Origin of the sequence: Plesiomonas sp. (assembly GCF_051650925.1) — a bacterium.
Lineage (GTDB): Bacteria > Pseudomonadota > Gammaproteobacteria > Enterobacterales > CAMTGL01 > Plesiomonas.
Map to the genome: position 1 here is coordinate 1 of NZ_JBOFRH010000574.1, position 11,540 is coordinate 11,540.

Annotated in this window: 12 protein-coding genes, 1 tRNA gene and 1 pseudogene; 6 read left to right on the forward strand and 8 right to left on the reverse strand. The window is 45.6% G+C overall.

Annotation, left to right across the window (positions count from 1 at the left end):
• Positions 1–327 precede the first annotated feature (327 nt).
• Positions 328–1,443, forward strand: a complete 1,116-nt coding sequence (locus ACRC27_RS13585; protein WP_438640128.1) for an FUSC family protein — start codon at positions 328–330, stop codon at positions 1,441–1,443.
• Positions 1,444–1,479: 36 nt separating this feature from the next.
• On the opposite strand, the gene yccS is transcribed toward ACRC27_RS13585, so the two are convergent.
• The 4 genes from yccS to ACRC27_RS13605 form a co-directional block, all read right to left on the reverse strand.
• Positions 1,480–3,645 carry a YccS family putative transporter gene (yccS, locus tag ACRC27_RS13590; protein ID WP_438622063.1) on the reverse strand — a complete coding sequence of 722 codons (2,166 nt, stop codon included), beginning with the start codon at positions 3,643–3,645 and terminating at the stop codon, positions 1,480–1,482.
• A gap of 18 nt (positions 3,646–3,663) precedes the next feature.
• Positions 3,664–4,119 carry a YccF domain-containing protein gene (locus ACRC27_RS13595; RefSeq protein WP_438622116.1) on the reverse strand — a complete coding sequence of 152 codons (456 nt, stop codon included), beginning with the start codon at positions 4,117–4,119 and terminating at the stop codon, positions 3,664–3,666.
• Positions 4,120–4,237: 118 nt separating this feature from the next.
• Positions 4,238–4,696, reverse strand: a complete 459-nt coding sequence (locus ACRC27_RS13600) for a methylglyoxal synthase (RefSeq protein WP_438622064.1) — start codon at positions 4,694–4,696, stop codon at positions 4,238–4,240.
• 114 nt (positions 4,697–4,810) lie between these two features.
• Positions 4,811–5,506 (reverse strand): DUF2057 family protein, encoded by a 696-nt coding sequence (locus ACRC27_RS13605; RefSeq protein ID WP_438622065.1) that lies wholly within the window; start codon positions 5,504–5,506, stop codon positions 4,811–4,813.
• A 201-nt stretch (positions 5,507–5,707) separates the two neighbouring features.
• Here ACRC27_RS13605 and ACRC27_RS13610 point away from each other — a divergent pair, with 201 nt between their 5' ends.
• On the forward strand, positions 5,708–6,142 hold the full coding sequence (locus ACRC27_RS13610; RefSeq protein WP_438631285.1) for a CoA-binding protein: 435 nt from the start codon (positions 5,708–5,710) through the stop codon (positions 6,140–6,142).
• Between the two features lie 163 nt (positions 6,143–6,305).
• Here ACRC27_RS13610 and hspQ read toward each other — a convergent pair whose 3' ends face one another.
• On the reverse strand, positions 6,306–6,623 hold the full coding sequence (gene hspQ / locus ACRC27_RS13615) for a heat shock protein HspQ (protein WP_438622067.1): 318 nt from the start codon (positions 6,621–6,623) through the stop codon (positions 6,306–6,308).
• A 191-nt stretch (positions 6,624–6,814) separates the two neighbouring features.
• Entirely contained in the window at positions 6,815–8,005 is a 1,191-nt protein-coding gene (locus ACRC27_RS13620; RefSeq protein WP_438622068.1) for a class I SAM-dependent methyltransferase, read from the reverse strand.
• Positions 8,006–8,268: 263 nt separating this feature from the next.
• Here ACRC27_RS13620 and yccX point away from each other — a divergent pair, with 263 nt between their 5' ends.
• The gene (gene yccX / locus ACRC27_RS13625) at positions 8,269–8,541 is read left to right on the forward strand and encodes an acylphosphatase (protein ID WP_438622069.1); all 273 of its coding nucleotides are present in this window, start codon (positions 8,269–8,271) and stop codon (positions 8,539–8,541) included.
• A 73-nt stretch (positions 8,542–8,614) separates the two neighbouring features.
• Here the strand turns inward: yccX and tusE are convergent, their stop codons facing one another.
• Positions 8,615–8,944, reverse strand: a complete 330-nt coding sequence (tusE, locus tag ACRC27_RS13630) for a sulfurtransferase TusE (RefSeq protein ID WP_438631283.1) — start codon at positions 8,942–8,944, stop codon at positions 8,615–8,617.
• A gap of 144 nt (positions 8,945–9,088) precedes the next feature.
• Entirely contained in the window at positions 9,089–9,745 is a 657-nt protein-coding gene (locus tag ACRC27_RS13635) for a Bax inhibitor-1 family protein (protein WP_438622071.1), read from the reverse strand.
• 319 nt (positions 9,746–10,064) lie between these two features.
• Here ACRC27_RS13635 and ACRC27_RS13640 point away from each other — a divergent pair.
• The 3 genes and pseudogenes from ACRC27_RS13640 to ACRC27_RS13650 all read left to right on the forward strand — a co-directional run.
• Positions 10,065–10,152, forward strand: a tRNA-Ser gene (locus ACRC27_RS13640).
• A 179-nt stretch (positions 10,153–10,331) separates the two neighbouring features.
• Positions 10,332–11,009, forward strand: coding sequence for a TVP38/TMEM64 family protein (locus ACRC27_RS13645; protein ID WP_438631281.1), 678 nt, complete (start codon positions 10,332–10,334; stop codon positions 11,007–11,009).
• 112 nt (positions 11,010–11,121) lie between these two features.
• A pseudogene (locus tag ACRC27_RS13650) lies at positions 11,122–11,540 on the forward strand (ABC transporter substrate-binding protein); the annotation flags it as partial.

Genomic DNA, 11,540 nt, shown 5'->3' on the forward strand with positions numbered 1-11,540 from the left:
CTAAAAACAAAAAAGACTATCAAGCCGGGAGAGACTCAAGGGCTGCTGTATTACAGGATCTTGGAGAGATATAACGTGGTGCCAAATTGCATTTTACGTAATCAGGTAGGAAATATAGACATTCATCACGCCTCAAAACTCTAGTTATGTAGTGGCCAAGTAAAGTTGGACACTACAAGATCCTATACTTTCATTTTCTACACATTAGATACATACTGAATTACTCATTTCATTGCAGAGAGAATTTGACTATGCAATGCTACATAAAGAGATTTTTAGCCGCACTAATCCCTACACCTTGCCAGCATGAATAATACGTTTTGTAACATGATACAAAAAATCAAACAGCTCATGCCGCATTTTGAGATCAAAAAAATCTCCACTGTTGATGTGGCCGCTTCAGTATTGGCTGTAGCACTTGCTATTTCGCTTGCTCATGCATTGAAATTTGAATACGCAACATGGGCAGCATTTAGTGCTTATGTTGTTATGCGGCCTCTGTTTATCCAGACCTTTAAACGTGGTGTGTTGCGGATACTCGGCACTTTACTCGGTGGGATAAGCGGAACGTTATTCGCATTGTTTTTTCAAAATGAGTTGTCATTAATCACCGTTTGCAGTCTGTTTTTTATTGTAAACTGCATTACGGCATATTGTACGAACACAGCCTCGAATGAATATAATTATGCCATATTATTCTTTGGTTTAACCTTTACGCTAATTGTAGGATACGCGTTTATCTATCCGGCACAAAACATCACTCAAATCGGCATCATGCGCGCAAGCGATGTTACGATAGGCTCAATATCTACCATTATTATCAGTGGTCTTATTTGCTCGATATTTAAACGAAATAAAATATCATCCACAACCATGACGAGTGAATCAAAAATAGATATACCGATCGGAATGCAAACCGAAAATACTCAAAAAGCAAACTATATTCCGTTTTCATTACTTGCGGGATTATCTATTAGTCTAACGCCTATCACCACACTGTTTACCCACAGTGCTATGTTTATTCAAGCAGCGGTGACGATTTTAGCGGTATCTAACCAACCACGTACGGTAACATCAGCAAACCTGCCTGCCGCAACCATAACAAAACTGTATTATCGAGCCATAGGTTGTTTATTAGGCGCATCAATTGGCATTATATTTAATATAATCAGTGTCTACTTTTCTTCCTATTTATTATTGATGGTACTAACACTTATTGGAACGGCTATCGGGAAAGTGGTGCAAGACAGTAGTGCCGAATCATCGTATATCGGCACTCAATTTTCAGTAGGTTTATTAATGGTATGTGTACATAACTCCGCATCATTTATGAATGATCACTATGGTATCTATCGGTTTTTAGGTGTACTAACCGGTTTTATGATCTATCTGCCTATGCTGATGCTTTTTAATCTCTATCTCAAAAAAAGAAGTCAGCGTTAAATATCTGCAGATCAAAGACAAGATAGAGACTCTCTATTATTTACTTTCCCGATAACGGCAGGTGATTTTTTGAGTCAGTGAATTAAGCTCATCAAGCATTCGGTTAATCAGCCCTAACTGCTGTAAAACAAACCGAGCATCATTATCCTGCAAATCTTGCTCTAATAATGATTGCGCAAAAAGATGTGTATTATTCACATCAACACAAGCAGATGACTCTTGCAATTGAGCCGACATAATGTGCAGTTGCGATAAAATATGCTGAGTCACATTTTTAAGCAACGCACGGGCATCAGCATTTTCCGGAAGTTTACTGCGGTGTGCACCCAGTGCAGAAATATAGCCCAGCATGGCATGATTTAAGCATAGAACCCGAAAACTCTCATCTAAGATCAGACGAGATTTCAGCGGCTCAGTGGTCATATTCGAGATCACTGATGCTAAATCAGCATCAGCATTGTGCGCGGCACGGCGCGCAACGCGATAGCGTAAACTGTCATCTTTTCCCTGCTGATACTGGGCAATAATTTCGGTTAAATACTGCGCATTACTGTCAATTGCGTGCTGTATTACCCGTGGCAAACGGCGATAACGCCAATCAGGCCAGATATAAGTCACCGCCAACCATGCAATAGCACAGCCGATGAATGTATCGGTGATTCTGGGGATCGCCACATCAAATCCTGCTCCCATCAGATTAAAGCAGAACAGAACCAGCATGGTAATAAATGCGGTGGCATAGCCATATTGTACAGTACGAAAAGCGAAAAAAAGTACGCCCAGCAGTACAATCAGCAGCAACTGCCCCTGTAACGAGGGAATAATATAGAGCAGTGGCAAACCAGCAATAATACCGGCTAATGTACCTAGCACCCGCTGGCGTAACCGTAGCTGTGTAGCACTGTAGTTTGGCTGGCAAACAAACAAGCTGGTAAGCAAAATCCAGTAGCCGCGCTCCATATTGAATGCCATGATCAATGCATACCCAGCACACAAGACTAATGACATTCTCACCGCATGCCGAAATAGCGCAGAGCCTGGCGTGAGCTGATCGCGGATACGCCGCCAAATATCAGAAAAACTGTGCAGCCCATCATCCGCCAGCGTATTGTCCTGTGGTAAACCGATCATTTTATCGGAATTGATATGGGATAATTGCCAGTCAATAGCCTGCAAGTTGCGCAAAACAAAACTCAGTGATGCCAGTAAGCGCTTGTCTTCTTGTTTTTCGGGTTGATGCCGCTCTAATGCACTGTTTAACAGTGAGAACGCCCGCTCAAAACGAAAATCATGGTGATACTCATTCCCTTCAATGATCGCCTGAGCCAATTGCCGGCAAGCTTTCGCTTGTAGCATCAGCAGACGTTGGAAGCGAAACAGCACATCAGAGTGGCGAAAACGCTGCGCCAAGGCATGATATTGATTATGCGTAGAGCTAGCACGTTCATGGATATCCTGTGCCACAAAGTAATAACGCAATAACCGGCGTGTACTGCGCTGGCCGCGATCACCTTTCAAACGGGCAAACAGTGATAATTTGGTTTTATTCAGTGTACTGACCAGCGCACTGTTACTCAACGCGACACTGATTTGCAGCTCATCGTAACGATCTGCCTCATCGGGATCAAAAAATGCACTTTTTGCATCCAGATAACGGGCCAGTTGTTCGTAACAGGCCGCCATATTTTCCTGTACCGGACGTACAGGGCGTAACACGTAACCAAGCAGTGAAATTACGCTATACCAGAGCGCACCAGCCAGTAGCATTGCCGGTTGCTGATACCAGTTATCGTACAGTGAAATGCCCAGCATAGTGTAAATAGCAATCAGCAGAGCGCCAAATGCAATAGTGGCATAACGCTGGCCAATCGCTCCTAGCATGATAAAACTAAATGAAGAGAGCAACAGCCCCAAAGCAAACAGCCACGGGTACGGAAACAGTAATTCAATAGAGACCGAGGCCACCAAAAAACAGATCAACGTAATCAGGATATTACGCAACCGGCCGGTTAACCTGTCATCCAAATCAGTCAGCGCTGCCGCCACTACCCCAAGTGTCACCGGAATGGTTGAGAGCACATCACCCATCAGCCACGGGAAAAGAGCCGCACCACTTAGCGCCACAAAAATTTGCGTGCAGTATAAAACTCGGCTGTTATTGAACAGATGACGCAATCGGGATAATGAACCTACAAACGGCACTACAACATTCCTGACTGATTAACGGCGATAACGATCTAACGTGATATTGGCTTTTTCAGCGCGGATCTGGCGGGCAATTTCATTGGGCACAACACGGCGGCCCACTGGCCAAAGGGCAACAACAGCCAATTTAAAATGCGCGATACCAACCGGAATACCAATAATGGTGATGCACTGCGCGATACCTACCATGATATGCACAATACACAGCCACCAGCCGGCCATCACAAACCAGATAATATTCAGGATAAAACCACCGGCAGCCAGAAGGCCATTACTGCGGTTTTCCAAATCGTCGACCTTCACCACATCGTTACCGTAAGGCACTAACGACATTTTGGTGATTTCCCAACAAGAGCGGGTAAGCGGCAAAGTCACAATGCAAACAATGCTTAAGAGTGTTGCCAGCAGCCAGCCCAATGTGGTGAGAAACCCACCCATCACAAAGTTAAAAATATTCAGTACAGTCGCCATCATCAGGGCGTTCCTCAAGGTAAAAGGCCATAGCTGTACTGATTTTAACGTTTTTTTGTGTAAAACGGCAGGATCTTCTCTCTGAACTGCTGACAAGTTGTATTTTAGCGGATAAAAATCAGCCTAAACGCTCACGCAGATAGCGCGGGTAATCGGGGATCTCAATGCTAACTTCTTCAGAAAACAGGGCTGAATTAACCAAAAAATTGGCACTGGCACGGTTCGTTGCAATCGGAATATTCCAGACCGCAGAGATACGCAGCAACGCTTTTACATCCGGATCATGTGGTACAGCATTCAGCGGATCCCAAAAGAAAAACAGCACATCAATTTTTCCTTCAGAGATATACGCGCCCAATTGCTGATCTCCCCCCATCGGGCCACTGAGCAGACTATTGATCGATAATCCGGTGGCACGTGAGATCATCGCCCCCGTTGTACCGGTAGCATACAGATCGTGGCCGCGTAGTTTCTCTATATTTTCATTTACCCAGCGTAACAACGCCTCTTTGCAGTGATCATGGGCAACCAGTGCCACTTGCTTGCGGGCAGGCATAATTCGGGTTGTAGTATGCATAACAGATTCCTTTTTGGGATGGGTGTTTTTTACGAACAGGTGCGTTTATACAACCAAAACAGCACCTGTTCGCTTTCACACCTCTAAAGATTAAAAAGCAACGGCGGATAACGCTTACTTACGTGCATTACTCTGCGCCCAGCGCATAAAACGTTGCTGTGTTTTGGTATCTGCCTGCTGAAACCAATACTGCAACATCTGCTCTGATACGTTCTCACCCTTTAAAGTAACTGTTTGCTGGCTCACCGCTTGTGTTGGCGATGCCGCAGGTGCAGCCCCAGCAACAACCGGTACCGTTAATGTAGCAGCCATAGCTGGCGCTAAATCAACCAATGCCGCTGCAGCACTCGAATGGTTGTATGTTGCCAGTGCGTCTTGCATATTGCGTGATGACATCAAACCATCAACACTCAGTACATCCGATTTATACGGAATATTTTTTCCAGCCTGATCCACTAAACGAAAGTTCAGAGCCTGATTAAAGCGCTTCCCTTCACTGTCAGTATCTAAACGCGGTAATGCTATTGATACTTTCTGATCAGCGGTTGTCTCAAAAGAGACGATAATAGGTGACGAGGTAAACAGTGTCTGATCAGAGCCTGAACGGACAATTTTTTCCACACGAAACAGTATCTGACTGGTGCTGTTTGGCAGTTCAACATGGTTTGTTGACTTTAACAGGCTGCTCGACACTTTATTACCATCGACCATCAGTAGTTCAATGTCATTCGATACACTCAGGCTGGCAGCCAGCAAGGGCGCTGAACAGGATAACGCCAGCATCCCAGCGTAAAGATGGCGCAATTTCATGTGAATCTCCTATTATTGACTGGGTGTCGTACTGTTAACGGCAATAGCGACAATATTCAGGGCATACACGGATGCCATTTCTTATCAAAAACTGAATAAAAAGATGCCGAATCATACAACACTTTGCAATCACTTCCTGAGACAGATATAACGCTGTGATACAGATCAACTCAGTTCCCCCATTCATAACAGGAGTTTGCGATGAACGATCAGAGTATCAAACAGATATTACAGGCAACCCGCACTATTGCATTGGTCGGTGCCAGCGATAAACCTGAACGGCCAAGTTATCGGGTAATGGACTACCTTTTGCAGCAGGGTTATCGGGTTATTCCCGTAAATCCAAGTCTGGCTGGAAAGACGATTTTGGGCCAAACCGTGCAAGCGAGTTTGAGTGAGATCAGTGAATCGGTTGATATGGTTGATGTGTTCCGCAGCGCCGATGCAGCTTATGCCATTGCACAAGAGGCTATCGCGATTAACGCAAAAACGTTATGGCTACAACTGGGGATCATCAATGAAGAGGCGGCAACACTGGCGGCTGCTGCGGGGTTGCAGGTGGTGATGGATCGTTGTCCGAAAATTGAGTTACCACGCCTTGATTTGGCAACACCGAGCCTTGATACAGAGCATTGATGCCAAACATTAATACCGAGCCAGCGCTTGATTTCAATCCGTCTAGAATCAGCTCATAACGTGGTAAAACAGCGCAGTTGATGAGCTAAAATACAATAGGTGGCGAGCACAGCGTTTGTGCTCGCCACCGCAGAAAAACAAGATATACGCGGCAATAATAAACTTAATGCAACGTACGTGGCAGCGCTAGCTGCTCCTGAATCGCCTCGGCGATGTCATCCATATCCGGCTGATCCGGATGCAAGGGTAGGGTTTCCTGATCCAACTGAACTTCGGCAATATAGGTATGCACCTGCTCACCGGCCTCATTTTGCATCAACACATGATACCAAGGCCCACTGCACAAGGCTTCATCGATCCCCATCTCTGCCGGTGTTGGCTCTTGCAGTGAATAATTCGCATCGACATCAAGAATAACCCCAAGAAAGCCCAGCATTCTATGGCGAACTTGCTGTCCGGGTTTAAATTTTACGGCAATCATGATGCCCTCCTCGATAATCTGCGACTCTTTCTCTCAATCTGGGGGGTTAACTGCAAAATATCAAGCGTAACGAACAAATATTATGCTTTTTTCAACCATTAAAGGCTAATGAGAGGCGGCTGCAACAGGGCACTTTTGCACCCTGTTGAGTAGAGATTTATCGTAGACTATACATGTAAATTTGCGGCATTTTAAATCACACGGCAAGCAAATCCTTTGAGGTACAAACCCTCTGGATAGGTGCTGATAACAGGATGATCAGCAGCCTGTGAGAAGTAATCTACAAACTGCACTTCACGTTTGGCATCGAGCGCAGCATCGGCCAGAATTTTCTGGAACAGACCAGACTCCATCAGACCAGAACAGGAGTAACTCAGCAGCATCCCCTCAGGGTTCAACAGCTGCATTGCTAGCATATTGATGTCTTTATAACCACGACAACCACCGGCCAACTGACTTTTGTTTTCAACAAATTTCGGCGGATCCATGATAATAACGTCAAATTTCTCGCCTTTATCACGGTATTCACGCAGTAATTTGAACACGTCAGCACGAACAAACTCGGCTTTACTCATATCAAAACCATTAAGCTCTGCGTTTTGACGAGCAATATCAAGTGCGGGCTGAGAGATATCAACGTTCACGACGCTGTCACAGCCACCTTTTAGTGCAAACAGACCAAATGCACCGGTGTAACAAAAACAGTTTAATACACGCTTTCCAGCCACATAACGGCTAGCAGATAAACGGCTTTCACGCTGATCAAGATAAAAACCGGTTTTATGGCCGCCTTTAATATCGACCATAATCTGCACACCGTTTTCACGAATAGGTAGATGCTTAGGTGGCTCTTCTCCAAACAGTACACCGGTAGTTTCAGCCAGCCCCTCTTTTTTACGCACGGCAACATCAGAGCGCTCATAGATGTTGCACTCAGGGAAGCATTCACGCAGCGCATTGATTAACGTCAGGCGATGGAAATCTGCGCCAGCAGAGAGCAGTTGCAGCACCAGATAATTATCGTAGCGATCAATGGTGATCCCCGGTAAACCATCTGACTCGGCGGCGATCAAGCGATAACCGGTCAGATCATCACGTGCGGCAACCACATTGCGCCATGCTTGCGCTTGCTTGAGTTTGCGGACAAAAAAGGCCTGATCGATCTCTTCATTGCTATCAAATGTCCACACACGGGCACGAATTTGTGAATCAGCAGACCATGCGGCACGCGCCAGAAAGTGGCCACCTTTATCACACACATCAACGGTTTCACCGGAAAGTGGTTTTCCCTCCACGCGCTCAATAGCGCCTGAAAAGATCCAAGGATGACGACGTAGCAGCGATTTTTCGCGGCCTTTTGCCAGTATTACACGTGCAGACATAATTTATGTGCTCAAGAGCTGATCAAAATAGGGCGCTATTTTCGGTGAGCCACTGCATAAATGCAATCAACCTGACTGGCTATCTGCCGTTATCCCGATAATTTATGGTTCGATGCCCATAGTAATTGACTATACTTTGCGATGAGTAAGGTTAAAATATGAACAGCGCTTACTCTGTATACCTGTGACAAATAGGGTTCTGACAGCAGCTTTATCATTCTCTGCAACCATGACAGCCTATCATCCTCGGGGAGGGATCATGTATGAGTAAGATCAGTATGAAAATCTGTATCGCAGGCCATGTTCAGGGGGTGGGGTTTCGCTATTTTACCCAGCAACAGGCCCAAAAACTCGGTTTGAAAGGCTATGCCCGCAATCTGAGTGATGGCCGAGTCGAGGTTTTAGCCTGTGGTGATGAGCTGGCAATTAACACTCTGATTAACTGGCTCAGTGAAGGCCCCCGTTCAGCCAATGTAGAGTGTTTAATGGCTGAAGAAGTGCCTTTTTGTGAGCTAACAGAATTTGACGTACGTTAACTGGGCTATTCATGCTCAATCAACGCAATTTCCGGCAGACTGTATGATTAGATTCGATAACAGAATAACTACATCAGATACATTTTACCGGCTTGGGTAAACCGGCAATTTTGGTGGCTTGCTTGGCTGGGCCTTCCGGAAACAGTTTGTATAAATAGCGGCTGTTACCCTTCTCTTCCCCGTATTTTTGCGCCATCGCTTTTACCAGCATACGGATGGCCGGTGAGGTGTTGTACTCTTGGTAAAACTCGCGCACAAAACGTACCACTTCCCAGTGCGCTGGCGATAAGGTGATCCCTTCGCCTTGCGCTATCAGGTCAGCTAACGCTTCATGCCAATCTTGACTGTTTTTTAGATAACCTTTCGCATCAGTTTCAATCTGATGGCCTTGATATTCCAACATGGATTTTCTGCTTCTTACTTAATCGGGTTATTGAGTAAAAAAACCCTGCTAAAGCAGGGTTTGATGTTAATACGCAGCAATACTCGGCTGAATGCCAATTATATTACTTATCACGTTATCACGCATATACCGCGTTACAGGCGATTACTCGTCGCGCATGATACCTAGAATGCTCAGCAGGCTGATAAACAGGTTATATAACGAGACATACAGGCTGACTGTTGCACGGATATAGTTGGTTTCGCCACCATGAATAATATTGCTGGTTTCAAACAAAATCATGCCGGACGAGAACAGAACAAACAGTGCGCTGATAGCCAGATTCATTGCCGGCATCTGTAAGAAGATCCCCGCCACCATCAGGATTAACAGTGCAATTGCGCCTGCGGTCAGCATGCCGCCCATAAAAGACATATTTTTACGGGTCGTCAGCACATATGCCGAACAGCTGAAAAAGACTAATGCGGTACCGCCAAGTGCAGTCAGAATGACATCACCAGCACCGGCTTTAAGAAAAGCACCGAGCAATGGGCCAAGGGTGTAACCCATAAAACCAGTCAGCGCAAAAACGGCAATCAGCCCTTTAGCACTGTTGGCATAGCGTTCAGTCATAAATAGCAGGCCATAAAAACCGACCAGCGTTAACAGAAAGCCCGGACGAGGCCAGCCCATCAGCATACTGGTTGTGGCAATGGCCGCGGAGAATGCGAGTGTTAAGCCGAGCAGGAAATAGGTATTTCGCAACACCTTATGCGTGCTCAGCAGACTCGTTTCACGTTGTGTGATAACGATAGGTTCCATGGTCTTATCCTTATTTATCAATCAAAAAATAACGTTATGTTGTGAGAAATGTACACAGCAAAAAGCACGTTACGCAGATATCTCTACTGTAGCGGCCTGAATATTGTTTTTGTTCCGGTATCATAACGGATTATTGTAGCTTGTGTTTCCTATATATGGGCTTGTGTGACGAAGTTCAAGTCTGCACGTCTGAACATTTTGAACGCAAACTCGGGTAAAAGTGCCGACAAAATGCGCGGAATGTTGAAAATATGCGCATTCAGTTTTGCAGGGGGTTTACATTGGCAAAGCAGATCTCTATAGTGCGCATCACCCGAGTGGAGGAGTGGCCGAGCGGTTGAAGGCACCGGTCTTGAAAACCGGCGACGCGAAAGCGTTCGTGAGTTCGAATCTCACCTCCTCCGCCACTTCGGGTCTATTTTTTTCTTATCTCTTCGCTTTTTATCTTCGTAGTCACTGTAAATCCTCTTTCGTTTTATCCCCTTGCTTACATTTTTGCTCTATCCCATACTTTTGTGTTTTCGCTCTGTTTTATCTTTTTTGTGCTGTAATACCGTGACTTTATGCACGCAAGGAACTGATCACCATGTACCGAAAACTGGGGCTGGGTGCATTACTCATTGGGCTGATTTCGCTCTATTTTATCTTTGGGCTACAGCACATTTTGACGCTCGAACACCTTCAAGAGCGCTATACCGCACTGTTACTCTGGCGCGATGCAGCCCCTCGTCAGGCATGGCTGGTTATCTTTATTCTGTATATTGCTGTTGTTACGCTCTCTTTGCCCGGCGCAACCATTATGACGCTGGCAACCGGTGCGCTGTTTGGCTTGCCACTGGGGGTACTGTTGGTCTCTTTTGCCTCAAGTATCGGGGCAACCCTAGCGTTTTGGGTTTCCCGCTATTGCCTGAAAGAGAGCGTAGAGCGGCGTTTTCCGGCACGTTTACAAACCATTAATGCTGGATTAGCCAAAGAGGGGTTGTTGTATTTACTCACGCTGCGCTTAATCCCCCTGTTTCCATTTTTCTTGGTGAATATTTTAATGGGGCTGACGCAGATACGTAGCCGTACCTATTACTGGGTTAGTCAGTTAGGAATGCTGCCAGCCGCACTGATTTATGTGAATGCCGGTACTCAACTAAGCCAAATTCGCCACCCTGCGGATATTTTATCGCCCGTTATTCTGATCTCTTTGCTGCTTATCGGTATTTTTCCGGTATTCATAAAACGGTGTATAAGTAAGCGTGCCAAACCAGCGCCATAATCTATGCCCGTTTGTCGTGTATGTTGATGTAGCGTATAACGCCGTTAGCAGGGAACTGCCATACTGAACGCTTAAGACCTAAAGACTGATTTTCCCTCAAGGATGATAAACCATGTTTACCCGCTTTTGCTGTTTAACCACGCTGTGGCTTATCTCTGGTTTGCTTTCTTCCCACATTAGTTATGCCGCCAATACCAATGAGTGGGCAGCACTCGAGCAACAAGCCAGAGGGCAAACACTCTACTTCAATGCATGGGGCGGTAATGAAAATACCAATGCTTATCTGCAATGGGCAGCCAAAGAGGTAAAACAGCGCTATGGCATTGATGTTATTCATGTCAAAACGGCGGATATCAGTGAAGCTATTACGCGTATTCAGGCGGAAAAGAGAGCAGGCAGAGATCAAAAAGGCTCGGTCGATCTGCTGTGGGTTAACGGTGAGAATTTCCATATCTTAAAACAGTCTGGCTTGCTGTACGGCCCATGGGCAGACCACTTACCTAACTGGCAATATGTGGATCAATCTAAACC

Bases quoted from the DNA above. Each gene is read 5' to 3' on its own strand.
- ACRC27_RS13635 (WP_438622071.1), bottom strand. From the start codon at position 9,745: ATGGAACCTATCGTTATCACACAACGTGAAACGAGTCTGCTGAGCACG.
- ACRC27_RS13605 (WP_438622065.1), bottom strand. From the start codon at position 5,506: ATGAAATTGCGCCATCTTTACGCTGGGATGCTGGCGTTATCCTGTTCA.
- ACRC27_RS13595 (WP_438622116.1), bottom strand. From the start codon at position 4,119: ATGGCGACTGTACTGAATATTTTTAACTTTGTGATGGGTGGGTTTCTC.
- hspQ (WP_438622067.1), bottom strand. From the start codon at position 6,623: ATGATTGCCGTAAAATTTAAACCCGGACAGCAAGTTCGCCATAGAATG.
- ACRC27_RS13610 (WP_438631285.1), top strand. From the start codon at position 5,708: ATGAACGATCAGAGTATCAAACAGATATTACAGGCAACCCGCACTATT.
- tusE (WP_438631283.1), bottom strand. From the start codon at position 8,944: ATGTTGGAATATCAAGGCCATCAGATTGAAACTGATGCGAAAGGTTAT.
- yccX (WP_438622069.1), top strand. From the start codon at position 8,269: ATGAGTAAGATCAGTATGAAAATCTGTATCGCAGGCCATGTTCAGGGG.
- ACRC27_RS13600 (WP_438622064.1), bottom strand. From the start codon at position 4,696: ATGCATACTACAACCCGAATTATGCCTGCCCGCAAGCAAGTGGCACTG.
- ACRC27_RS13645 (WP_438631281.1), top strand. From the start codon at position 10,332: ATGTACCGAAAACTGGGGCTGGGTGCATTACTCATTGGGCTGATTTCG.
- ACRC27_RS13620 (WP_438622068.1), bottom strand. From the start codon at position 8,005: ATGTCTGCACGTGTAATACTGGCAAAAGGCCGCGAAAAATCGCTGCTA.
- ACRC27_RS13585 (WP_438640128.1), top strand. From the start codon at position 328: ATGATACAAAAAATCAAACAGCTCATGCCGCATTTTGAGATCAAAAAA.